Origin of the sequence: Thalassospira sp. MCCC 1A02898, from assembly GCF_001618185.1 — a bacterium.
Taxonomy (GTDB): Bacteria; Pseudomonadota; Alphaproteobacteria; order Rhodospirillales; family Thalassospiraceae; genus Thalassospira; species Thalassospira tepidiphila.
In genome coordinates this window covers 67,732-90,108 of the sequence record NZ_LPXK01000010.1, presented here as the reverse complement: position 1 = coordinate 90,108, position 22,377 = coordinate 67,732, and the positions used below count along the sequence as shown (strand labels likewise).

Here is a 22,377-nt window from a genome sequence, read left to right as displayed (position 1 = left end):
CCCACTTAGCCGCCCAGGAAGGAGCGGCGAACTTCTTCGTTGGCGAGAAGGGCTTCGCCCGTATCGGTGAACCGGTTGCGTCCCTGCACCAGGACAAAACCATGATCGGCGATCTCAAGCGCCTGACGGGCATTTTGTTCAACCATCAGAATGGCGACGCCGGTTCTGGCGACTTCGACGATCTTGTCGAACAATTCATCCATCACGATGGGCGAAACCCCCGCGGTCGGCTCATCAAGCATAAGCAGCTTTGGCTGGGTCATAAGTGCCCTGCCAACTGCCACTTGCTGGCGTTGACCGCCGGAAAGCTCGCCTGCGGGCTGATTGCGTTTTTCGCCAAGGATCGGGAACAGATCGAAAATCTGTTGCTTGGTTTCCTCGATCTTGTCGTCCTTGCGGATGAAGGCCCCCATATCGAGGTTTTCCTCGACCGTCATCGAAACGAAGACGTTGCGGTTCTGGGGCACAAAGCCCATGCCCTCTGGCACGCGTTCTTGCGGGGCAAGGTTGGTAATATCCTTGCCATCCAGAACCACCGATCCTTCACGCAGGTTCAGCATGCCGAACACTGCCTTCATCGCGGTTGATTTACCGGCACCGTTGGGGCCGACGACAACGGCGATCTCGCCCTTTTCAACGGTAATCGTGCAGTCATGAAGGATATCACTGCCGCCATAGCCGCCGGTCATCCCGGTTGCGCTTAAGAAACTCATGACGGCACCTTCCGTTCATGCTTGCGACCTGTGCCGAGATAGGCCTCGATGACCTCCTCGTTATTCTTGACCTCTTCGATCGTACCCTGGGTCAGGACCTTGCCCTCGGCCATGACGATCACGGGATCACACAGGCTGGCAATGAAATCCATGTCATGTTCGATCAGACAGAAGGTATAGCCGCGCTCTTCATTGAGGCGCTTGATCGAGGTCGCAATGGTATTGAGCAGCGTACGGTTCACACCGGCACCCACTTCATCAAGAAAGACGATCTTGGGTTCGACCATCATGGTGCGGCCCAGTTCGAGCAGTTTTTTCTGCCCGCCGGAAAGATTGCCCGCCAGCTCATGCTTGATATGGTCAATCTCAAGGAAATCGATCACCTCAAGCGCGCGCTCGTAATTTTGGGCTTCGATTTCTTTGACGCGGGAATAGTTAAACCAGCTATGGCGCAATTGTTCGCCCGGCTGGTTGCCCGGAACCACCATCAGATTGTCCAGCACACTCAATGTCGAGAATTCGTGCGCAATCTGGAAGGTTCGCAAAAGGCCCTTGTGGAAAAGTTCGTGCGGTTCAAGGTGGGTTACGTCTTCGTCATCCAGGAAGATTTTCCCCGAAGACGGCGGAAAGACGCCCGCAATAATATTGAACAATGTTGTTTTACCGGCACCATTCGGCCCGATCAGGCCGGTGATGGAACCTTTTTCAATGGATAGCGATACGCCATCGACTGCCTGAATGCCGCCGAAATTCTTGGCGATGTTTTCGACCCGTATCATTGGGAGTTTTTGACCCTTGTCATGCGTTCTGTACCGGGGAGATCAACCAAATATTGCGGTGACGGCCCGGTAATAGAGGAACTGCCAGAAACCGAAGTCTCTGACAGTTCCAGCGTCCTTAGCGATCAAAGGATGATCGGCTTAGTGGTACATCTCCGTTTCCCACTTGCCGCCCTTGATTTCCGTTTCACGGAAGCTACCAGCGGACTCGCCCGGCTCGATCAGTTCGAGCGCGGTACCACCGACATAGTCGATGTCACCACCATCAGCGAGGATCTGAAGCGCCTTGGCCAGTTCACCCGGATAGATTTTCTCACCCGGTGCATTGGCGACTTTCAGGATGTGGTCTTTGTAGACAGCACTGTCCGTCGAACCAGCCGACTGCATGGCCAGCAGAAGCAGGGCAGATGCGTCATATGCTTCCGGGACATACGGGTCATCACCCTTGAAGCCCTTGCCTGATGCCAGTTCGGCCAGCATGGACGCACCCGGGCTGTCAGTACCCGGGTTGGTGCCGATCGAGCCATCAAGCATATCACCGAAGTTATCGGTCAGCGCTTCACCAACCATGCCGTCCGGCAGGACGAACTTGTCGAACGCACCGGTATCAAGCGATGCCTGGATGATGCCTTTGCCGCCTTGGTCAAGGTAACCGGCAACAATCAGAACTTCACCACCGGCAGATGCCAGGGTGCCGATTTCAGCAGAATAGTCGGCTTTGCCGTCTTCATGGGCTGCAACGGCGGTGATTTTGCCGCCTTTTGCTTCGTATGCCGCCTGAATGGCGTCAGCAAGACCCTTGCCATAGTCGTTGTTGGTGTAGGTCAGCGCAGCCGATTTGATGCCGCGACGATCAAGGATTTCAGCGATGATCTGGCCCTGACGTGCGTCCGACGGTGCGGTACGGAAGAAGTAACCGTCATCTTCGATTTCGGTCAGCGCCGGCGAGGTTGCCGACGGCGAAATCATAACGATGCCGTTTGCGCGGACAACGTTGTTCAGGATGGCCGTGGTCGCGCCAGAGCAGGTCGCACCGTTAATGCCGTGAACGCCATCAGACGTCACAAGACGATCAGCCGCCGCGGTGGCTGCTGCTGCGTCGATACAGGTACTGTCACCGCGTACCGAAACAACTTCACGCCCGCCAAGCAGCAGGCCGCTGTCGGAAACTTCCTTAATGGCCAATTCGCCGCCAAGTGCCATCGGCTTGACGAGTGATTCCGTCGGGCCGGTGAAGCCTTGCAGCATGCCGATCTTTACCTGTTCCTGTGCAGATGCGCCTGCGACGACAGCCGTCGAAAGGGCTGCCGAGAAGAGGAGGGTAGAGAGTTTTCCCATAGTGTAGCCTTCCCTGTTTTATTGGGCCTTTATATTCGTGGGGCAGTATACAGAAAACACAACGCGTTTCCAGTTTCTTAACTTTAAGTTACAAAATCGCTCTTGCATATGGGGCGGGTGGCGGCAGGTTTCGCGACCAAACGGACGGACGCAGATGTGGCTGAGTTCACACCTGTGATTGCGTGAGTTTCGTGATGTCACGGCGGGCAATGAGCGCCGTATATGGGGCACAACAGGGGGGCTTTGATGGCCGGGTGATTAGGCAAACACCCGCATGCCGCGTTCGGAAATCTTGCGGAACCCGGCGATGACATGTTCGGCCAATGCCTCCTCGACCGCGCCATGACCATCACGCTTGGCAAGGGTCATGCGATATTCACCGATTTCCGGCAGGCCGTGCGACGGGCCAAGATGCACAAGATCATCTGAAATGACACTGATCGGAAGTGGCGCAATCGCCAGATCGGCGCGCACGGCGGCAATCTGTGCCTGGCAAAACTCGCTGGTATAGGCGATGCGGTAATTTACCCCCGCATCATCAAGCGCCTTAAGCGCCATGGTTCGCCAGTAACAACCTGGTTCGGCCATCGATACCGGCAGGGGGCGTTTGTCAATCGCACTGCCATGACGCGCGCCCAGCCAGACCAGCGGTTCGGCGTGGATCGGCGGTTGGCGATCAAGCTCCGCATCAAAACTGAAGACTGCGATATCAAGATCGCCTTTATGGATGGCCTGACGCAGGGTGCGGGTCGGACCCAGATTGACGTCGATATCAACATGCGGGTGGGTTTGCGCAAACCGTTTGAGGATTTCGGGAATGGCGACAATGCCGGTGTCATTGGGCACACCAAGCCGCACGGTGCCGGCAAATTCCGGGGCATGGAAATGCGACATTGCCTCGTCATTGAGTTTAAGCAAACGCCGTGCATAACCCAGCAAAACCTCGCCATCCTCGGTCATGGTGACCTTGCGGGTTTCTCGTTTGAACAATTCCCGCCCGACCATGGTTTCAAGCTTTTTGACCTGAAGGCTGATCGCCGACGCACTGCGATGAACCTTTTCGGCTGCGCGTGAAAAATTGCCGGTCTCGCAGATTGCGACAAACGTTCTGGCAAGATCGAGATCAAGGTTATGAACAACGCTTGTCGGGGAATTCATGATCGGCCTCTTGGCAAAAGGAACGCGATTGGTGCGTTTCGCAACAATAGCGCGAAACTTATGCTGTGAGTTTTTCTAATAGATAAGATTAGATCTTCTCGTTTGATTAATCAATGAGGAATCCTCAAGCTTGAATAAACACAGATTGGAGATTCTCATCATGAAAGCGATCACATCTTTCGAACATGCCCCGCTGGGCCTTGTCGGTCACCTGCGTGCCGCCATCGAAGCCTGGCAAAATGAACGCGCGATCCAGAAGGCCATCGTCGCCAAATCTTCGCGTGCTGTCCCCACCGCACCCAACAAATCTCATTTAAGTGCGGCGGAACTGCATGAAAGCCGACGCAATCATGGCACCTACATCACCGAACCGGGGGATGTTCTGTCGGGACTGGTTCTGAATTGGCCATCCCCGTCGCGCAAGGATCATTGACATTAGAAGACCCGTGCGCGGACAGGCGGCGTTTTCACATTCTTGCGCAAAACAGGTCAGGGTTGCATGCGCGTTGCTTTGCAAATCCTAAACACAATGCGATGATGTGGTCTTAATGTCAGGAACAGAAAATGGCAGAGACCGCATCAGCCTTTCAGCCCAACGGGCGCTATCAGAAGTTTGAAGTCTTCAATCAATTGATTGGGGATGCAAACCTTTTGCGCGCGGGCGACTTCGGCGAAAGCATCTCGGCGGCCCACTGGCAGCGCAAGGCAGACGTCCTGACCCGCTATACCGATCCCGATCACCACACCATCAGCCTCTATGTCAATGGCGGTACTGGCATTCAGCGCAAGATCGGCGCAGACCCGATGAGTGGCGGTGGTCCCGGTCGGTGTTGTTTGATGCCGGCCTATCTGACATCGGACTGGCTGGTGCATGGCGAGGTGGAGCTGTTTCACGTTTATATTCCGCATGCCGCCTGGGAACGTGCTGTGGTCGAGGCCTTTGACATTGAACCTAATGCGGTTGAAGTTCCGGAAAAGACGTTTTTCCTTGATCCGCTGATCGAACAGACTGTGCGGCAGGCGATGCTGCCGCTTGATTGGGATGTGCCCGCCGATCGGATGGCAATGTCGAATGCCGGGCAGCTTTTGATGGGCCATATGCTGCGCAGTTATTCGACGCGCCGTGATCTTGGTTTCAAGGTCCGCGGTGGGTTGTCACCTATGATCAAACGCCGGGTATTTGATTTTGTCGATGCCAACCTTGATCAGCCGCTAACGATTGAAGAGCTGGCAGAGGTTGCTGATTTGTCGGCCTATCACTTTGCCCGCATGTTCCGCAAAACCGTGGGCGAGGCACCGCACCAATTCGTTCTGCGCCGCCGGATCGAACGCGCAATGCATTTGCTGCGTGATGGCAATGCCCCGGTTGCCGAAATCGCACTTGAAACCGGATTTTCCAGTCAGGCCCATCTGACCACGCGGTTTAGCCGCTTTACCGGGCTGACACCTGCGAAATATCGCAGCATTTCCCAATAACATCCCCCGTCTTTCTGTTGGCCGCCGGATCAAACCATCTGATCAGGCGGCTTTTTGCTGTCTCTGGCTCTGAACGCGCCCGCTGAGCACGGTGTCTGATTGGTGTGTTTTCAGGCGCGTTTGTCTGCGGCGATCATTGCCCGGTCACTGACAAGTTGCCCGGTGGCGAGGGGCGATGTTTATTCAAGTTATTGAAAATAAACAAATTTACAGGCTTGAGAAATTCGTTGACAAGATAGAGGCGAGATACCTAGAATTTCAAAGCAACTAAAATATCAATTTTGGTAAAAGCCAATCCATCGGGAGGATGTCTCTAATGAAACTCACTATGAAATCACTCGGACTGTGTGCAGTCGTCGCGGGCGCACTGGCCGCAGTAATGCCGGCAAACGCGGCAACAACCCTTCGGATCGGGACCGTTCTGGCCCCGAATGATCCGATGGGACAGGGACTTGAAAAGTTCAAAACGGACGTGGAAAAGGCAACCAACGGCGATGTGGAGATCGAGATTTTCCACAACTCGCAGCTTGGTGACACCACTGAAATGATCGATCAGGCCCGTGCGGGTGCCGCTGTCGGCACCGTGACCGATGTCGCCCGTTTGTCGAGCTTTGTGCCGTCGCTTGCGATCATGTCGGCACCGTTCCTGTTTGATACCTATGAGCAGGCTGACAAATTTGCCCTTTCGGATGAATACATTTCCTGGGGTGAAGAACTGCGCGAAAAATCCGGTCTCGTGATGATTGCCTCGAACTGGTATCAGGGCGCGCGCCATGCCCTGACGCAGAAGCCGATCTCAAGCCCGGCCGACCTTTCGGGTGTTCGTATGCGCACCATCGGTGCACCGGTCTGGATTGAAACCATCCGTGCGATGGGTGCAGAACCGACCCCGATTGCCTGGGGCGAAGTCTACAGTGCCCTTCAGCTTGGCACCATTGACGCCGCCGAAGCACAGCCGACCGCGATCTGGAACGCCAAGCTTTATGAAGTGATCAAGAACGTCACCAAAACCGGCCATATCCAGCTTGTGACCGCCCTGGTTGTCGGTGCCGAAGCCTGGGACGAAATTTCGCCAGAAAACCAGAAAATCGTTCGTGATCTGGCGGTGGAAAATGGTCGCTATGCCTCGGCCCTGACCATCGAGCTCGGTGAAAAGGCGCTTGAAGACGTTGCTGCAAGTGGCGTTGAGGTCAGCGAAGTTGATCTGGCTCCGTTCAAGGAAGCCGTCAAACCGGTTTACCAGATGCTCGAACTCGAAGCAGAAGCCGCTGTTGTTAACAAGGTTCTTGGTCGCTAAGACCACAAGCCTTCTGGTAGCCTAGCGAAAGTGCGTTGCTTTTACACCGGGCAACGCACTTCAAACTTCACAATGGAAATTGAATTGATGCTCAAGCGGATTGAGTTTGCCTGTGGCGGCATATTGCTTGTCGCTGTGGTCATTCTTGTGGCGGTGGCCTCTGTGGCGCGCGCCATGGGATCGCCGATCATCTGGTCAGTCGAGATGGCGCAACTGATCTTTGCCTGGCTTTGCATGTTGGCTGCCGACATTGCCATGCAGGAAGACCGGCATTTCGGTCTTCAGATATTGCGTGAAATCCTGTCCAAACGGGCAAGCGCATGGGTGGAAATCATCAATATTCTGGTGATTATCGGATTTCTTGCGTTCCTTCTGAACTATGCGTGGACAAACATGATTTTGATGCATCCGCGCCTGGTCGGGGCCGCACAAATTAATGCTTCTTATATCCATGCTTCGATGGTTATCGGCATTCTGTTGATGATCCGAACCATGGTTGCCCAACTTATTCGACGCATTCGCAACAGGGAGATCAACTGATGCTGTTGTTGATTGCAGGTTTATTCACAGTCTTCCTCGTCTGCGGGATGCCGGTTGCCTTTGCGCTTGGCCTTGCGTCCATTCCGGTCTTTGTCATGACGGGGGCTATGCCACCCACGGTCGTGATCCAGAAAATGGTCACCGCGACACAAAGCTTCCCGCTTCTGGCCGTGCCGTTCTTTATTCTGGCAGGCAATTTGATGAACGTGACGGGGATCACCCATCGCCTTGTTAAGTTTGCAAGTCTTCTGACCGGCTGGATGGCAGGCGGTCTGGCACAGGTTTCAATTGTGCTGAGTTTCATGATGGGGGGTATTTCGGGATCAGCCGTGGCCGATGCCTCGATGGAGGCCCGCCTGCTGGGCCCCAGCATGATCAAGAAAGGCTATTCCAAGGCGAATACGGCGGCGGTTCTGGCCTTTGGGTCGATCATTACTGCAACCATCCCGCCCAGCATCGGCTTGATCCTGTTTGGCTTTGTCAACGAAGTTTCCATCGGGCGGTTGTTCCTGGCCGGTGTGTTGCCGGGCATTTTTCTGACCATCGTTTTGATGATCACATCCTGGCTGGTTGCGCGCAAAAACGGCTATACGCCGGATCTGCCGGAACTTCCCAAGGCCAAGGAACTGACAGCCAGCTTCTTTGAAAGCATCTGGGCTTTGGCCTTTCCGGTTATCCTGATTGTCGGGTTCCGCTTTGGTATCTTTACCGCGACAGAGGCCGGGGCGTTTCTGGTGTTCTATTCGCTCGCCGTCGGGTTGTTCGTCTATCGCGAGCTGAACTTTGCCCGGCTGAAGGAAGCCATCTTTGGGTCGATCTCTGATCTTGGCATGGTGATGTTGCTGATCATCATGGCAGCAGTGCTTGGCTATGCCATGACGATTGAACGCGCGCCGCAACAGATTACTGAATTTGTCACCACGCTGACCGAAAACAGGACCGCGATCCTGATCTTGGTTGTCGGGGTGCTGGTGGTTAGTGGCATGTTCCTTGAAGGTGCGGCCAATATCCTTCTGGTCACCCCGATCGTCATGCCGGTTCTGGTCAGTGCCGGTTATGATCCGGTCCATATGGGCATTCTGATTGTCACCCTGATCAATTTTGGCGGTTTGACGCCGCCAGTCGGCGTGATCATGTTTACGGTCTGCGGCATTTTGGGTGTTAAGACCGGGGAATACACACGTGCGTCCATTCCGTTCTTTGTTGCCATGGCGCTGTTCTTCGTTCTGCTGGCAGCAATACCCGCTTTGACATTGCTGTTGCCCAATACATTGATGTAATGACAATTTCAGTCCAACAGGGGCATGTAGGCAAATGCCAGGGAGACACAAAAACATGAACACATCAACGGGCGGACTGATTTCGATGCATGACGGATCGGTGAAAACCAGCATGCATGTTCCGGCATCTGCGCTGGTCTATGAAGAAGTCCGTAACCAGATTGTTTCTCTGTCCCTGCTTCCGGAAACCACGCTTGTCCGGGCGGAATTGGCTGAAAGCTTCAATGTCAGCCAATCCCCCGTACGAGAAGCCATTTTGCGCCTGGAGCAAGATGGTCTGGTGGTGTCCTATCCGCAATCGCGTACCGTTGTGACCAAGATCGACGTCGCCCGCATCCGCGAGGAACACTTTCTAAGGGTCGCTGCGGAGTGCGAGGTCGTCCGCCAATTGGCCGAGGCCAAGGACTCCCCAGCCGTCGTCAAGGCCAAGGGCATTGTCAAAATGCAGGAAGCACTGGTTGGCGATATCGAACAGATCGACTTGTTCAAGCAACTTGATGAAACCTTCCACGCCGCTTTGTTTAACGGGGTCAATCAGTCAAACCTGCATTTGCAGATCACCGCACGCAGTGGTCATCTGGCGCGGGTGCGAACCCTTGATCTGCCACGTGCGGGCAAAATGGTCTCGGTGCTTGAAGGTCACAAGGCGATCATTGATGCCGTCCAGTCCGGTGATGGTGCATTGGCAAGCTTGGAAATGCGCAAACATCTTTCAGGCACCATGGAACGTCTTCCTCAGATCATCGAAGAAAACAAAACACTGTTTTCCTGATCTTTGCTTGGCGATGGCGAATAGGGCCTTCCGGCAAACAGGCATTAAATAAATCAAACGGCGCGCTGCATGATTGCTGCGCGCCGTTTGTATTGTATCAGGCGCGTTTGGTTACATCCCAGATACCGGTTTTCGCGGCTTCTTCGACGAAGTTGCGCAGGCTGTTGGGCTGACGGCCGAGAATTTCATATACATCGCTGGTCGGTTGGCTGTTGCGGCCATCAAGGACTTCGGAAAACAGATAGCGGATCAGGTCACGGACTTCGTCGGGCATGCCGTCTGCTTCAAGTCCTGCATCCAAGTCATCAACGGTGATGGCAACGAAATTGACCGGGTGGTTGGCAACACTGGAAATCATCTCAGTCACATCGGCAAACGTGACAGCACTCGGCCCGGAAAGCTCATAGGTCTTGCCGATATGGCTGTTATCGAGCAGGCAGGCAACCGCGCATTCGGCAATGTCATTGGCATCAACAAACGGTTCGGGCGTGTCACCCGCAGGCAGGGCGAGGGTGCCTTGCTGGATATAGGGCAGGAACAGGTCTTCGTTGAAATTCTGGAAAAACCAGTTGGCACGCAGCACCGTGGCATCCGCCCCGGAATGGCGCAGGGCGTCTTCAGCGCGATGGGCGGCTTCTTCACCGCGGCCAGATAGCATCACAATGCGTTTTGCACCATGCATCAGCGCGCGTTTGGCAAAGCTTGCGATAATGTCATCTGATCCCGGAACGGCAAGATCGGGCTGGAACGTGACATAGACCGCATCGCGATCACGCAGGGCATCATCCCAGGTTGTCGGATCGGTCCAGTCAAAGGCGGGTGTCGTGCTGCGTGAAACAGCGCGCACATCATGACCAAGGGCAATGAGTTTTTCGGCAACGCGGCGGCCGGTTTTCGCCGTCGCACCAAGAACAAGAAAGCGGGGATTGGTTGGCATCAAATTGGCTCCTGAATGGGTTTTTCAAAATGTGAGGAATCCTCACATTTGCCAAATGTGATAAATCCTCATATTTTGATCGTCAAGAGCTTTGACCCATCACAAGCCTGTGAAACCCGGGCCACGATGCCAGGATATTTCGAGGATAAAGGATCTAACGCGTTGTCTGATAACGTGAAAAAAATGCGCCGTGCGCCGACCCAAAAAAGAAGCCGCGAACGGGTCGACACCATCCTGAAAGTCGCTTGTGAGCTGATTTCAGCCAAAGGCAGTGATGCCGTCAAGATGGGGGAAGTCGCGGAAAAGGCGGGGATTTCTATCGGATCGCTCTATCAGTATTTCCCTGATAAGGCGTCGATCATTCATGCGCTTGCCGATCGCTATAATGCCGAATCCCTGCATTGCATCGAAGAGGCACTTGCAGAGGTAAACTCGCCTGATGCCTTGCTTCAAGCCTTTGACCGGTTGATTGACACCTATTACGAGCTGTTCTTGGCCGAACCGGTGATTTGCGATATCTGGACCGGAACGCAAGCCGACAAGACGCTGCGCGACATGGAAATGGAAGTGAGCCGGACAAATGCGGAGCAATTGGCCAAGGCGATCTTGCGGGTGCGCGACAATGATGGTGATTTCAAAACAATCGCCGCACGGTGTTTGCTGATCATGTATTCCGGCGAAGCCACCATGCGCCTTGCCATCGCTGTCCCGCGCAGTGAGGGCCGCGAGATCGTGGCAAGTTACAAGCGGATGGTCGGTCGCGAACTGGCTGATATGGCCCGGGTTTAGGCCATTTGGGCGTGGTTAGCCTGCCTTGGCGGTAAAGGGTGCTGGGGCAGGGCGGCCAAGAAGGAAGCCCTGCACATAGTCGACATCGTGATCACGCAGGAAATCGAGTTCTTCCTGGCGCTCGATGCCTTCGGCGATGACTTCGATATCAAGCTGCTTGGCCAGCGCGATCAGCTTGCTGACAATTGCCTGTTTGAATTTGTCATGATCGACGTGATCGACCAGTTCACGGTCGATCTTGATGATATCGGGACGCAGTTCCGGCAACATGTTCAGCGTCGAATAGCCGGATCCGACATCATCGAGTGCAACCCGGAAACCCGAATCACGATAAGACTGAAGAATGGCGCTCAGATGTGCCGTGCTACGGACCTTTTCGGTTTCAATAACCTCGAACACAACATTGCTGCGATCAAGATTGCACTCCTCGACGACCTCGATGGTCGAACGCAGGCAAGAATCCGGATCATAGATCGAGCTGGGAGTGAAGTTGATAAACAGATTGCCTTTCACACCTGCCTTGTGCGCATTGCGGACATTGGCCGCACGTGCTGCGCGATCAAGCTGAAACAGCAAGGTCGCGGACTGGGCCGCATCAAAAAGCTGGCCCGGATTGATCACATCGCCGGTCGCGCTTTCACCGCGGACAAGGCATTCATGGGCATAGGGTTTGCCAAGGTCATTGATATCAAAAATCGGCTGGAATACCGAATTCAACCGGTTGTCGCGCAACAGATCGCCCAGCCATTCTGCTCCGATTGCCGCCCGGATCGCGCCAAGGCTTGTAATCTGGGCGATGTCGTCGATTTCGGGGCGCTGAGCGCCTGGCATGATCAATGCCTTGGTGTCCGACAGTTCTTCGGGAAGGAGATTGCCTGATATGGCATCAATCAGCGCCCGCAGACCCGGACGGGTGTAATGGATGGATAGTGTTGCGACAGACGGTGTTTTTTCGACCTCTATGCCGATTGATTTCGCACCGGCCAGGATTTTGCCGGTGGTATGGGCAACTGGCGGCCAGAGAAAGAGTGTCCCGTTTGCAGGTGCGATTTCAGGAACCGCATCACATTTTTCACAATAGGTCACCTCAATCTCCCCGTCTGGTCCTTATTCGTGCCGGTGGCTTTTCCTGATCGGCAATTCTTCTGATTAACATACTGTAACATATGGTGCGCAGTGACAATAAATCCTGCGTCAATCAATACATTTGTACGGCACTTTATCCTGTACGGCGATGTTTACGGCAGGCGATCAATCAAGACGCTGCGCGAAAGGATTTATCATTGCGAAAAGCACTGATAAACTTTGCCCGTCAATCTGTGAGACCGAGGATCCGATGCAGTACAGCATGCGGCAATACCGCCCCGAAGCACAAAGCCACAGCCACGTCGATTTCCATCAGATCATAATCTCCGAGCTGGGCAAGCTTGAGATGGAGGTCGAAGGGCGCGGGGGTGAGGTTTGCGGTCGCCAACTGGCCTTTGTCGAGGCGGGTAAAACCCATGCCTATCGTGCGGAGGGACTTAACCGGTTCCTTGTCCTTGATGTCGATGCAGATCTGGCCCATCGCACCGGTCTTGAAGCACTTTGGCATCGCCATGGCAGTGCAGCGACGTATCTTGAAGTGGGACTGGGGCATCAGAGGGGGCTGATCGCGCTGTTGCAGGCTATTGCACCGCTGCGCGATCACGAATCCCAAACAGATATGCTCGATTGTCTGAAGACGCTTTTATTGCGCAGCCGTCAGAGCCTTGGCGGGAATGCCTTTGGCATGGCGGCACTGCCATCGCGGCTCCTCCGTACCATGGCATGGGCGGAGGCCCGGTTGGGCGAAGACATCACGATTATTGACATGGCGACCATCGCCGCCCAATCGGAAAGCAGCCTGTTTAGTGCCTTCCAAAAACATGTCGGGACAAGTCCGATGCGCTGGTTGACCGAGCAACGCCTGCAAATGGCCATGGCGCTTTTGCGTGATCCCGAAATTCGCCTTTCGATGTCTGATCTGGCGAATGCGGTCGGGTTTGCCGATCAAAGCGCCTTTTCGCGTGCTTTTTCGCGCCGGTTTGGCTGCGCGCCCAGATCTATCCGCCGCGATCCGGCGGCCTTTTAGACCTCATACTTCCCACCAAGTACTTGTCGCGAACTTCCGGAGTTTGGGCAAAGACCGGATCGTCAAACAGGTGCATCTTCCGGTTTGCAAAATCAGCAAACTCGGGTGGGTGCGATGGATGAAAAACGTAAGGCAACCTTGATCGGTTCGGTTGCCGTAATTCTTTGGGCTCTGCTTGCCCTGTTCACGACCGAAGTGGCCGACATCCCGCCGTTCCAACTGGTCAGTTTGTGCTTTGGTATTGCCAGCATTTTCAGTGCGCTCTGGATCGCGCTTCGCGGTGGTGATGTGGTTCGGGCCTTGCGTCAGCCACTTGGTGCCTGGGCGCTTGGTGTGGCGGGGCTGTTTGGCTATCACTTTTTCTATTTTGTCGCGCTGGCAAACGCGCCCGCGATTGAGGCCAGTCTGATTGCCTATCTCTGGCCGTTGCTGATTGTTTTGTTTTCCGCACTTTTGCCAGGTGAACGCCTGAAATGGCAGCATATCGGGGGTGCCGTTCTGGGGTTGTCCGGCGCTGTTCTTCTGGTGGGCAAGGGGCAAGCCCTGACCTTTGATCCGGGATTTGCGCTGGGATATGGCGCGGCAATTATCTGTTCATTGCTGTGGTCAGGCTATTCGGTCGTGAACCGGCGCTATCGAAATGTTCCGGTTGGGGCAGTCTGCGGGTTTTGCGCAGGTGCCGCCATTCTCGGTCTTGTTACGCATGGTATGATCGAAGACTGGGTAACGCCGAACGCCAGACAATGGCTTGCTATTCTCGGGCTCGGACTGGGCCCGGTCGGGGCCGCATTTTTCGTCTGGGACCATGGCACCAAACACGGTGATATTCAGATCCTCGGTGTTCTGGCCTATGGCGCGCCGCTGCTCAGCACCTGCTTGTTGATTGCGTTCGACAAGGCGATTGCAACGCCAGCCATTATCGCTGGATGCATCTTGATCGTTGGCGGCGCTGCTCTGGCGTCAGCGAATTTCAATTCACGAAAACGTCGACAACGAAGTTCTGTTTAATAATGCCAATCGTTGTGTGTGGCAGTTCAGTCACAATTACGTGAACATCGGTCAGAAGATCCCGAATTGTGCTGTGCAACAGTATTTAACTGACCTATAGTCGTTATGTGCTTGGGGAGGGGGCGTAGAACAACAATTACGCATCCAGGGACAGACGAATGACGCAGTCACAAAAAGACATTGCGCTTGAAATGAAGCGGGCAATGTCGGCCGGGCAGTTTGATCGCGCAGCCATGATTGGCGCGCAACTGTTGCGTTTGCATTCCAATAGAACAGATATCCAGATCATGACTGCGGTGAGCGAGCTGCAGGCAGGTTCTGTTGCAAATGCAGGTAGAAGGCTGAAAAAGCTGTTTAATTCGCTTCCCTTGACTGACCGCTTTTTTGGGGTGGTTGCTCAGAACTTCCTGCAATACGCATACCAGTCAAATGACTATTCTTCATTTGAATCTTCGATCAAAAAGCGTTTGCGTGCTGCGACGCAAAAGGATTGGCTCAGCTATATGCTTGCTGACGTCATCTTCCAAAGAGAACTCAGCAAAAGTCCCGGACTGTGTTTTGCACCCGGACTGAGCGAAGCAATCGACGTTCTCAATTCGATTCCCGGCAAAAGCCAGACATTCGACGAAGCCCAGATGCTGCTTGGGCGCGTCTATCTGTATCAAGAAAAGTACACAAAGGCATTTGGCATTCTGGAAGGCGTTGTCGAGCGCAACCCGGATGGTCATGCAACACGAATGTTGCTGGCGTCATCATATGCAATAGCTGGCGAAGTGGAAAACGCAGTTGCTGCGAGCCTGGAAATGCTGCGTCGGAATCCGTCTTTTGGTGCCCAGCCATACCTGATCATCTCCTTTATGCGCCCGCAATCCATGCCCGAAGGTGCGAGTGGTGTTCTTGATGCAATGCTTGATAAGGCGGATATCGCAAAAGGAGAGCGTTACAAGGCGGCCTTTGCGCGGGCAAAAATCGAGGAAATGAAAGGCAACATGAAAAAGGCCTTTGATTTCTATCGGTTGGGGCATAGTGCAAACCGGGCGGAGCGGCCGTTTGATATGCCGCGCGAGCTCAGGGAACTTGCGCGTTTGCGTGATATGGCGGGATCGGTCCCGGTTTTGGAAGATGTCAGCTCAGAAAACGAAGATGGCCCGCGCCCGATCTTCATTGTCGGGATGCCGCGATCCGGAACAACCCTGACCGAGCGTATTCTTGGTGCCCATCCCGATGTGCATGCCGCCGGCGAAATCGGCGACTTTGCCAAGGCAGTAATTGATGTCGTCGGACGTGGTCAGGTTTCTGATCAATTGGCGCGCATCGATGCCAAGGCAGCGAAGAAAATTCGCCAACAGTATCTTGCGGCACTTAAGGCCTATGCGCCCGAAAAGCGGTTTGTCACCAACAAGACACCAGCCAATTTCCTGCGTGTTGAGATGATCCGGCGCGTTTTTCCCGATGCACCGATCATTCACACCCATCGCCATCCGCTTGCGACTTGTCTTTCGATCTACACAACACCATTCTCGATACCGATGCGGTATTCCGATGATCTCGGCGAATTGGCCGATTACTACCGCGGTTATGTCGGTCTGATGAATGCCAGTTTTGAAGCGGATCAAAATGGCCAATTGTACGATCTTTCGTACGAAGACCTGGTGTCTGATCCGGAAGCTGTTGCACAGGATTATCTGGCCCATTGCGGACTGGATTGGCATCCGGGATGTCTTGAATTTTATCGTGCCGGCAAAGTTGCCGCGACGGCCAGCATGATCCAGGTTCGTCGCCCGATCAATCAGGACTCCGTTGAAAAATGGCAACGGTTTGAGCCGTTTATCGGGCCGTTGGCATCCTTGGCCGATGATCCGTATGTTCAGCAATGGAGTGCTGCGCGCAAATCATCGCGCCGTGCGGTTGCTGCGTGACCAAGCGGGTTGGTTTGGGTTAGAAGGTATCGGTTATAAGATGATGCCGACAAACCCGGAGCACCGCGATGAACACGACCATTCCAAAGGCAGAACTGCACCTGCATCTTGAAGGGGCGATGACACCATCGCTTGTCCGCAGCTTTGCCAAGCGCAATGGTCTGACCTTGCCGGATGATATCTATGATGCGCAGGATCGTTACATCTGGCGTGATTTTCCCGAGTTCCTCAACAGTTTTGACAAGGCGAGTGCCGCTATCCGCACCAAGCAGGATTATTCCGATCTGACCTGTTCCTATCTGGTCGAGCAGGCAAAGGTTGGCACGCTTTATGTCGAGATTTTCTGTTCGCCGACCCATGCCGCCAGCTGCGGATTGTCGTTTGACGCTCATCTTGAGGCAGTGGTTGATGGTATTGACCGTGCTGAAAAGGAAACCGGGATTATCGGGCGGATTATTATGACCTGTGTGCGCCACGTTGGTCCGGATGTGGCGGTCAAGGTCGCGCGTGAAACGGTTGATTGTCGTCACCCGTACATTGTCGGTTTTGGCATGGGCGGCAACGAAAGCCTGTTCACACAGGAAGATTTTTATCCGGCGTTCAAGATCGCCCGCGATGCCGGTCTTGGCTGCACCACCCATGCAGGCGAGGTCGAAGGGCCGCAAAGTGTCTGGGATGCGATTGAAAAACTTCCTGTGACACGGATCGGCCACGGGGTGCGTTCAATCGAAGACCCCAAACTGGTCGAAACACTGGTCAAACGCGATATCGTTCTGGAAGTTTGTCCGGGGTCGAATATCGCGCTTTCGGTGTTCCCGGATTACACATCCCACCCCTTGCGCAAATTCTACGATGCGGGGGTCAAGGTGACCCTTGGCTCGGACGATCCACCGTTCTTCTTTACCTCGCTTGCAGCCGAATATCAGCGTGCCGAGGAGGTGTTTGGTTTTACCCCCGAAGAGCTGAGTGGTCTGACCCGCACCGCGATTGAAGCAGCCTTTGTTGATGAGGCGACCAAGGCGAAACTTCTGGCAAAGCTCTAGGGTAAAAACCATTCAAATCATCGCCGAGGTCTCCCGGATTTACTTTTTTGCGTGCGCGCGATGTGCGCATCAAAAATTTGCCAGAACCTGTTTCGATAAATGTCACGTTCCTGAAGAATTTCGTGGCGGGCTTCGGGGATCTCCGCGATGGTGATCGACGGTATTTTGCCAAACAGATCTTCCGTCGTCTGGTTTGAAACAACCTGATCGTTCCCGGCCAGAACAATGGTGATCGGGGGCAGGGGCCATGTGCCTGCCTTCATCTGTTCGATCCGGGTGGTCAGCGATGCTTGCGCCTTGAAGCAGGCATCAAGCCAGCCGGCAGAAACGCCACCAACCACAAGGTTCGGACTGTTTTGCAAGATGGCAACATTTCGCGCATAGCGGACCGGATCGGAAGTCAGAATGTTTTCGGCCTCAAACCCGGCAAGCGGGCTTAGTTTGCGTTGGCCGGGCAGGTACTGTTTGTCAAATCCATACCGACACATGCTGTCGGAGACAAATTGCGCCGCCAATGACAACCAGTCAGGACCGCCCAGTCCAAAAAATGGCGCGACCATTACCACGCTTTCCCACAGATCCGGTTGATCGAGCATCATCGCCATTGCAACCAACCCGCCGGTCGAATGCGTTATCAGCAACGGGCAGGAAATGCCGTGGACTTTTGTGACATGGTCAACAACATGGCGTGTATCGGCGATATATTGCGCAACATCATGAACGTATCCCATGACCGGATCATTCGTTTCGCGCGACGACCCACCGTGGCCGCGAAAATCAAAGGTCACACAGCCCAAACCACGTTCGGCAAGCTCGTCCGCCGTTTCCTGATAGCGTTCAATATATTCCCCGCGCCCCTGCAGGATCAGGACGTGCTGGCGCGCGTTTTCGGGCGTCTGAACACCAAAGCGCAGATTTATCCCATCCGGTGTTTGGAAAATGTCGATCGAAAAAGTCATCGGGCAGCTTCAGTTCCTAATCCTGCGTGGTGATTACCTTTGCGATGAAGGCAGCCATTTTATTCATCATACCGGGGAAATCGGGATTGAATGTGCCACGACGCATTGTGCCGGGGGGCGCGTCGTCAAAAAGATTGCGTTCGCCATACAGGACATCCGTGCCGGACTGGCAGTTTGAGCGGGCAGCCTCGTCATCATAATGCCCGCAATCGGGGACCGCGCCATCAAGGCCATAAATGGGGTCCTTGGGGCTCATTGTAATTGCGGTGTGGGCATGGTTGAGTGTGCGCATATCGTCGTTTTCCGAGCGGACAATTTCAATGTCGTCACAGGTTGCGCTCCCGTTCGGCGGGTCGATTTTGCCCTGATACCAGATCAGGTGTTTTTGCGGGCTTGTGACCTTGTTGCAGAAGAAGTCACGCATCAGGTCGGGATTGATGGTCTGATCGTCCGAACTGACAACGCCGAAGACCGGAACATCGAAATCGGCCAGCTTTCCTTGGCCGAAGGGCTTGGTCAGCAAATAAAACTCCGCTGCGGCGTTCATGGCCATCGAACCATATTTGCCGGGATCATTATTCTCACCCTCACCGACCCAGTCTTTGACATATTGGACATAGGGGGTAAGCCAGGCCTGTTCGCTTTTGGCTGCAAGACCGGGCGACAGCATAACCAGTGCTTTGATCAGATCGCTCTTGGCCTGTTGTTCGCTATAGACCCGCCCAATCAGGGCGGCCCCGGTCGAAAAGCCCATGGGTATAATGTGATCAATCTCGTCCCCAAAGCTGTTCATGCCGAAACGAACGGTTTCAAGCCAGTCTTCATATTCGACATCAAGCAAGTCCCCCGGCACCGTGCCATGCCCCGGAAGAAGAACACCGTGAAACGTCGCACAGGGAAACCGTTGGCGGAGATTATCACGGATGTCACTTAACCAATAAGGGCTGTCGGTCAGGCCATGTACCATCAGGAAGCCAACACCATTTCCCTGCGCAGGGTCGGCTTCGTCGGTGGTGCAGGTGTTGCTCACCGGTCCAAGCGCATAAGGCGCGCGCATATCGACAACCTGATCAATGGTATGGATGCCAAACGGTTTTTCTTCATGCGCAAATCGTGTCGCGGTAAGGACGTCGCGGAGTTGCTGGCGTGTGGAGCGGACATAATCTTCAAACGGCAATCCTTCGGCGGGCGGAGCAATCGCGGCACCGGATGGCGAAAGCGGGTCGGTTGACTTTGCGCAGGCACCTGTCGTCAAAAGTCCCAGCAGGGCAAGGGATGCCAAACCAGTCTGAATTATGCGGGACGTACCCATGATGATTGCTCCGTTCGGTTCCCGGGATTGGACGTGGTTTTTCTATTGTTGTCAGAAGATGTTAACGCGGGAAGTCACATGGTGCGAGAAACAAAAAAGCGATCTGTGAACAGATCGCTTTTTCATCAATATCGCCGCTATGAGTAACCGGATTATTCCACCAGTTCCCAGCTGTGGGTGACCTCTGCGGCCTTTGACAGCATGATCGATGCCGAGCAGTATTTTTCTGCCGAAAGTTCGACAGCGCGGCCGACCTTGGTTTCATTAAGGTTTTCACCCTTTACCTTGAAGTGCAGGTGGATTTTGGTGAAGACCTTCGGGTCGGTTTCTGCGCGTTCGGCCTTAACGTCGGTTTCAACATCAAGGACGTTTTCACGACCCTTCTTGAGGATATGAACAACGTCAATCGACGAACAGCCACCGATACCAAGCAGAAGCATTTCCATCGGGCTCGGGCCAAATCCGTTATCCCTGTCGCCATCCATGACGACACCATGTCCGGTACCACTCATTCCGGTGAAGGTCAGGTTTTCAAGCCACTTTACACGCGCTTCCATCTTCGCATTCCCATATGTGAACAATTGTTGTCTTAACCTCTAGCCCGCCTTGCGCTTACCTGCAAGGTGAGATCATGGAAAGTCGGCCGGGCTGTGGCTACAAATGCGACCATGAGTGGTAAGTTGTTATAGGAGTTTTTACTTTCCGGATGGATACTGGGGTAATTATTCAGATCCCTATGGTGCAGGAGTATCAGTCATGACAGAGGATCCGACGCGCAGCAAAAGCCGTTTCATGATGGGCATGGAGCATGTCCTGCGTGAGATCAATCACGAAATCATCAGCCCGGCCATTCCGGATATGTCGGTTGAAAATGCTGTGCCGCTGATGATCACCGTTGCACGGCTTCGGGCGGATTATCTGAAATTTGCCTTTCATCTTTGCGATGATCGCGCAGAGGAACACCCGACGGTGGACGAGTTGGCAAAGCTCAAGCATCTGAGAGAAAGCTTTCAGGAAATGCTGGCCGTGGCCAAGGAACTCGAACACTGCATTGATCGCGGTTACATCGATCTTCCGACGAAAAAATAACGATATTCTGATCTGCACCCGTGTTTGATGTCCTGCTATTCAAAAAAATAATGACTTATTCTCCAGTATATGCAATGGGTTGCGCATATAAATACACAAGGCCGTCTTAAAAGGTCTGATCTGGGACATCACATAAAACACGAATAAAGGGAGAGCGCTGTTTTGCAGCGCGCCGGGTGTCTTGTCAGTCAGTGCGGATGTTGTGGCAACTGCGGCGTTGTCACGCGACAGTCTTATTTTTCTTGATCCGGACGGCCTTACCGTCGTCTATGTCAACGCGGCTGCAGAAAAGCAGCTTGGCGATGCAAAATCTGTTTTGCGTAAGGGTACAGAGGTCAAACAGCTTCTGGCCTATCTTGCCAAAAATGGTGAATTTATCGATGGCGACGCAGTAGCAGCAGTTCGTAACGCCCTTGCATCCATTTCGTCGGGCAAACATGCCGAACTCCCGGCTTTCCGTCTGGGGAAAACGCCGTTTAACTGGCATTGCGATGTAGGACCATCCGGGACATTTGCGCTGGTGTTACGTGACGCCGGGCGCGCCCAGGAACTTGCCAAGGCACTGGCCGAGCACAAGACGTTCATTCAGCACCTCATCGATGTTTTGCCAACTCCGGTTTACCTCAAAAACCGCGAAGGGGTTCTGACCCGTTGTAACGGCGCCTTTGCCGAGCTGTTTGGTACGGATGTCGAAACGGCAATTGGCAAGAGAATGGTGGATTTCGCGCCCAAATCACTTGCCAAAACCGTTGGTGAGCTCGAAGCGCCGTTACGTGATGCCGAGGGACAGGTGCGTGACGAGATTACCTTTGCGATTGATGACAAGGAATGCACGGCCCTGTTTGCCGCCTCGACCCTCAGGGGGCCAAGTGGTGCCATCGCGGGCACCATCGGGTCATTGATTGACGTGACCAGCCTCAAGAAGGCGCAGGCCGAGGTCGCCGAGGCATCCCAGCGTCTGACTGGGCTGCTTGAAAGCGCACCGATCGGGGTCGGGATTTCCAACCGGGAAAGCGGCGTTTTCAAATTCTTCAACAGCACATTTTCTAAAATGCTCGGAATTGAAGACGAGAGCAAAGCAACGGATTCCATACTTCTTTCCGAACGTTATCGCGAGAAATCGCTCGAGGATATGGATGCGCTGGGCGAACTTCAGGATGTCGAGATCCGGTTGCGCCGATCTGATATGCCCGAGGCACGCTGGCTTAAGACATCAATCGAGCCGCTTTCGTTCCAGGGGGAGGAAAGCGTGCTTTGGTGGACCAGCGACATCACCAAGCAAAAGCATGCCGCGCGCGAATTGCAGAACAAGGCCAACAATGATGAACTGACCGGGTTGGCCAACCGTGCGCGCTTTATGCAGAAACTTGATCAGTGCGAAACCGTATTGCGCGGAACCGATACGCCCGCCGCGATCTTTATCCTTGATCTTGATGGTTTCAAGCAACTGAACGACACACAAGGTCACGCTGCGGGGGACTGGGTACTTGTTGAAACCGGCAAGCGCCTTAAACGTGCCGCCCGCCGTGCAGAAGAGGTGGCACGCCTTGGCGGGGACGAGTTTACCTTGCTGTTCTTAAACAAGGGCGCTGAAAAGGAAATGGCGGAGGCCGCCGAAGCCATTCTTGCCGAAATGAGCCGTCCATTTGTCTGGGAAGGACTTGATTGCGATATTTCCGCCTCGATCGGGCTTGCAGTGTTTGATGGCGGCAATTGCGATATGAGCGAGCAACTCCGCCGTGCTGACAAGGCAATGTATGAAGCCAAGGCAGCAGGCAAGGCACAATATCGCCTTTATGCCCCGGATATGGAACCCGATCTGCATACTGACGACTGAGCCGATGGGCAAACACCT

22 protein-coding genes are annotated in these 22,377 nt (G+C 54.2%); 13 read left to right on the top strand and 9 right to left on the bottom strand.

What is annotated here, in order from left to right; translation table 11 throughout:
- Positions 1-5: 5 nt before the first annotated feature.
- From AUQ41_RS09450 to AUQ41_RS09435, 4 genes are all read right to left on the bottom strand, one after another.
- Positions 6-713 (bottom strand): ABC transporter ATP-binding protein, encoded by a 708-nt coding sequence (locus tag AUQ41_RS09450; RefSeq protein WP_008890664.1) that lies wholly within the window; start codon positions 711-713, stop codon positions 6-8.
- Positions 710-1,492, bottom strand: a complete 783-nt coding sequence (locus AUQ41_RS09445) for an ABC transporter ATP-binding protein (RefSeq protein ID WP_063088159.1) — start codon at positions 1,490-1,492, stop codon at positions 710-712. The genes AUQ41_RS09450 and AUQ41_RS09445 overlap by 4 nt, the downstream gene beginning before the upstream one ends.
- Positions 1,493-1,633: 141 nt before the next feature.
- Entirely contained in the window at positions 1,634-2,830 is a 1,197-nt protein-coding gene (locus AUQ41_RS09440; RefSeq protein ID WP_063088157.1) for an ABC transporter substrate-binding protein, read from the bottom strand.
- 258 nt (positions 2,831-3,088) lie between these two features.
- Positions 3,089-3,988, bottom strand: coding sequence for a LysR substrate-binding domain-containing protein (locus tag AUQ41_RS09435; RefSeq protein WP_063088155.1), 900 nt, complete (start codon positions 3,986-3,988; stop codon positions 3,089-3,091).
- Positions 3,989-4,148: 160 nt separating this feature from the next.
- Here AUQ41_RS09435 and AUQ41_RS09430 point away from each other — a divergent pair, with 160 nt between their 5' ends.
- From AUQ41_RS09430 to AUQ41_RS09405, 6 genes are all read left to right on the top strand, one after another.
- Positions 4,149-4,421, top strand: a complete 273-nt coding sequence (locus AUQ41_RS09430; protein ID WP_064782404.1) for a hypothetical protein — start codon at positions 4,149-4,151, stop codon at positions 4,419-4,421.
- A gap of 131 nt (positions 4,422-4,552) precedes the next feature.
- The gene (locus tag AUQ41_RS09425; RefSeq protein ID WP_063088151.1) at positions 4,553-5,464 is read left to right on the top strand and encodes an AraC family transcriptional regulator; all 912 of its coding nucleotides are present in this window, start codon (positions 4,553-4,555) and stop codon (positions 5,462-5,464) included.
- 316 nt (positions 5,465-5,780) lie between these two features.
- Positions 5,781-6,761 carry a C4-dicarboxylate TRAP transporter substrate-binding protein gene (locus AUQ41_RS09420; protein ID WP_063088149.1) on the top strand — a complete coding sequence of 327 codons (981 nt, stop codon included), beginning with the start codon at positions 5,781-5,783 and terminating at the stop codon, positions 6,759-6,761.
- 87 nt (positions 6,762-6,848) lie between these two features.
- Entirely contained in the window at positions 6,849-7,301 is a 453-nt protein-coding gene (locus tag AUQ41_RS09415) for a TRAP transporter small permease (RefSeq protein ID WP_232308356.1), read from the top strand.
- Positions 7,301-8,581: a TRAP transporter large permease gene (locus tag AUQ41_RS09410; RefSeq protein WP_063088145.1), complete on the top strand. Its 1,281-nt coding sequence runs from the start codon at positions 7,301-7,303 to the stop codon at positions 8,579-8,581. Before AUQ41_RS09415 ends, AUQ41_RS09410 begins: the two co-directional genes overlap by 1 nt.
- 55 nt (positions 8,582-8,636) lie before the next feature.
- A complete protein-coding gene (locus AUQ41_RS09405; RefSeq protein WP_008890675.1) occupies positions 8,637-9,353 on the top strand; it encodes a GntR family transcriptional regulator in 717 nt (238 codons plus the stop codon).
- A 97-nt stretch (positions 9,354-9,450) separates the two neighbouring features.
- On the opposite strand, the gene AUQ41_RS09400 is transcribed toward AUQ41_RS09405, so the two are convergent.
- The gene (locus tag AUQ41_RS09400; protein ID WP_063088143.1) at positions 9,451-10,290 is read right to left on the bottom strand and encodes an NAD(P)H-binding protein; all 840 of its coding nucleotides are present in this window, start codon (positions 10,288-10,290) and stop codon (positions 9,451-9,453) included.
- A gap of 162 nt (positions 10,291-10,452) precedes the next feature.
- Here AUQ41_RS09400 and AUQ41_RS09395 point away from each other — a divergent pair, with 162 nt between their 5' ends.
- On the top strand, positions 10,453-11,079 hold the full coding sequence (locus tag AUQ41_RS09395) for a TetR/AcrR family transcriptional regulator (protein WP_143588785.1): 627 nt from the start codon (positions 10,453-10,455) through the stop codon (positions 11,077-11,079).
- A gap of 15 nt (positions 11,080-11,094) precedes the next feature.
- On the opposite strand, the gene AUQ41_RS09390 is transcribed toward AUQ41_RS09395, so the two are convergent.
- Complete coding sequence (locus AUQ41_RS09390) at positions 11,095-12,165, bottom strand: EAL domain-containing protein (protein WP_063088141.1); 1,071 nt, start codon at positions 12,163-12,165, stop codon at positions 11,095-11,097.
- 250 nt (positions 12,166-12,415) lie between these two features.
- Between AUQ41_RS09390 and AUQ41_RS09385 the strand changes: the two genes are divergently transcribed.
- The 4 genes from AUQ41_RS09385 to AUQ41_RS09370 all read left to right on the top strand — a co-directional run bounded on the left by AUQ41_RS09385 (position 12,416) and on the right by AUQ41_RS09370 (position 17,162).
- On the top strand, positions 12,416-13,192 hold the full coding sequence (locus tag AUQ41_RS09385; RefSeq protein ID WP_232308355.1) for an AraC family transcriptional regulator: 777 nt from the start codon (positions 12,416-12,418) through the stop codon (positions 13,190-13,192).
- A 114-nt stretch (positions 13,193-13,306) separates the two neighbouring features.
- Positions 13,307-14,200: a DMT family transporter gene (locus tag AUQ41_RS09380; protein WP_063088137.1), complete on the top strand. Its 894-nt coding sequence runs from the start codon at positions 13,307-13,309 to the stop codon at positions 14,198-14,200.
- Between the two features lie 158 nt (positions 14,201-14,358).
- Positions 14,359-16,119: a tetratricopeptide repeat-containing sulfotransferase family protein gene (locus AUQ41_RS09375; protein WP_063088135.1), complete on the top strand. Its 1,761-nt coding sequence runs from the start codon at positions 14,359-14,361 to the stop codon at positions 16,117-16,119.
- 68 nt (positions 16,120-16,187) lie between these two features.
- Complete coding sequence (locus AUQ41_RS09370; protein ID WP_063088133.1) at positions 16,188-17,162, top strand: adenosine deaminase; 975 nt, start codon at positions 16,188-16,190, stop codon at positions 17,160-17,162.
- 17 nt (positions 17,163-17,179) lie between these two features.
- On the opposite strand, the gene AUQ41_RS09365 is transcribed toward AUQ41_RS09370, so the two are convergent.
- The 3 genes from AUQ41_RS09365 to AUQ41_RS09355 form a co-directional block, all read right to left on the bottom strand.
- Complete coding sequence (locus AUQ41_RS09365) at positions 17,180-18,121, bottom strand: alpha/beta fold hydrolase (RefSeq protein WP_063088131.1); 942 nt, start codon at positions 18,119-18,121, stop codon at positions 17,180-17,182.
- Between the two features lie 16 nt (positions 18,122-18,137).
- Positions 18,138-19,433, bottom strand: a complete 1,296-nt coding sequence (locus AUQ41_RS09360) for a carboxylesterase (RefSeq protein ID WP_063088129.1) — start codon at positions 19,431-19,433, stop codon at positions 18,138-18,140.
- Between the two features lie 152 nt (positions 19,434-19,585).
- Positions 19,586-19,990: an OsmC family protein gene (locus AUQ41_RS09355; RefSeq protein WP_063088127.1), complete on the bottom strand. Its 405-nt coding sequence runs from the start codon at positions 19,988-19,990 to the stop codon at positions 19,586-19,588.
- Between the two features lie 199 nt (positions 19,991-20,189).
- Between AUQ41_RS09355 and AUQ41_RS09350 the strand changes: the two genes are divergently transcribed.
- Together AUQ41_RS09350 and AUQ41_RS09345 are read left to right on the top strand one after the other, a co-directional pair.
- Positions 20,190-20,522 (top strand): hypothetical protein, encoded by a 333-nt coding sequence (locus AUQ41_RS09350; protein WP_063088125.1) that lies wholly within the window; start codon positions 20,190-20,192, stop codon positions 20,520-20,522.
- Positions 20,523-20,703: 181 nt separating this feature from the next.
- Positions 20,704-22,359, top strand: a complete 1,656-nt coding sequence (locus tag AUQ41_RS09345) for a sensor domain-containing diguanylate cyclase (RefSeq protein WP_232308354.1) — start codon at positions 20,704-20,706, stop codon at positions 22,357-22,359.
- The last annotated feature ends 18 nt before the right edge of the window (positions 22,360-22,377 follow it).

Excerpts from the sequence above, each read along its gene's own strand:
- AUQ41_RS09415 (WP_232308356.1), top strand. The coding sequence starts at position 6,849 with ATGCTCAAGCGGATTGAGTTTGCCTGTGGCGGCATATTGCTTGTCGCT.
- AUQ41_RS09450 (WP_008890664.1), bottom strand. The coding sequence starts at position 713 with ATGAGTTTCTTAAGCGCAACCGGGATGACCGGCGGCTATGGCGGCAGT.
- AUQ41_RS09355 (WP_063088127.1), bottom strand. The coding sequence starts at position 19,990 with ATGGAAGCGCGTGTAAAGTGGCTTGAAAACCTGACCTTCACCGGAATG.
- AUQ41_RS09430 (WP_064782404.1), top strand. The coding sequence starts at position 4,149 with ATGAAAGCGATCACATCTTTCGAACATGCCCCGCTGGGCCTTGTCGGT.
- AUQ41_RS09400 (WP_063088143.1), bottom strand. The coding sequence starts at position 10,290 with ATGCCAACCAATCCCCGCTTTCTTGTTCTTGGTGCGACGGCGAAAACC.
- AUQ41_RS09440 (WP_063088157.1), bottom strand. The coding sequence starts at position 2,830 with ATGGGAAAACTCTCTACCCTCCTCTTCTCGGCAGCCCTTTCGACGGCT.
- AUQ41_RS09370 (WP_063088133.1), top strand. The coding sequence starts at position 16,188 with ATGAACACGACCATTCCAAAGGCAGAACTGCACCTGCATCTTGAAGGG.
- AUQ41_RS09425 (WP_063088151.1), top strand. The coding sequence starts at position 4,553 with ATGGCAGAGACCGCATCAGCCTTTCAGCCCAACGGGCGCTATCAGAAG.
- AUQ41_RS09420 (WP_063088149.1), top strand. The coding sequence starts at position 5,781 with ATGAAACTCACTATGAAATCACTCGGACTGTGTGCAGTCGTCGCGGGC.
- AUQ41_RS09445 (WP_063088159.1), bottom strand. The coding sequence starts at position 1,492 with ATGATACGGGTCGAAAACATCGCCAAGAATTTCGGCGGCATTCAGGCA.
- AUQ41_RS09375 (WP_063088135.1), top strand. The coding sequence starts at position 14,359 with ATGACGCAGTCACAAAAAGACATTGCGCTTGAAATGAAGCGGGCAATG.
- AUQ41_RS09350 (WP_063088125.1), top strand. The coding sequence starts at position 20,190 with ATGACAGAGGATCCGACGCGCAGCAAAAGCCGTTTCATGATGGGCATG.
- AUQ41_RS09380 (WP_063088137.1), top strand. The coding sequence starts at position 13,307 with ATGGATGAAAAACGTAAGGCAACCTTGATCGGTTCGGTTGCCGTAATT.
- AUQ41_RS09405 (WP_008890675.1), top strand. The coding sequence starts at position 8,637 with ATGAACACATCAACGGGCGGACTGATTTCGATGCATGACGGATCGGTG.
- AUQ41_RS09360 (WP_063088129.1), bottom strand. The coding sequence starts at position 19,433 with ATGGGTACGTCCCGCATAATTCAGACTGGTTTGGCATCCCTTGCCCTG.
- AUQ41_RS09365 (WP_063088131.1), bottom strand. The coding sequence starts at position 18,121 with ATGACTTTTTCGATCGACATTTTCCAAACACCGGATGGGATAAATCTG.
- AUQ41_RS09435 (WP_063088155.1), bottom strand. The coding sequence starts at position 3,988 with ATGAATTCCCCGACAAGCGTTGTTCATAACCTTGATCTCGATCTTGCC.
- AUQ41_RS09385 (WP_232308355.1), top strand. The coding sequence starts at position 12,416 with ATGCAGTACAGCATGCGGCAATACCGCCCCGAAGCACAAAGCCACAGC.
- AUQ41_RS09410 (WP_063088145.1), top strand. The coding sequence starts at position 7,301 with ATGCTGTTGTTGATTGCAGGTTTATTCACAGTCTTCCTCGTCTGCGGG.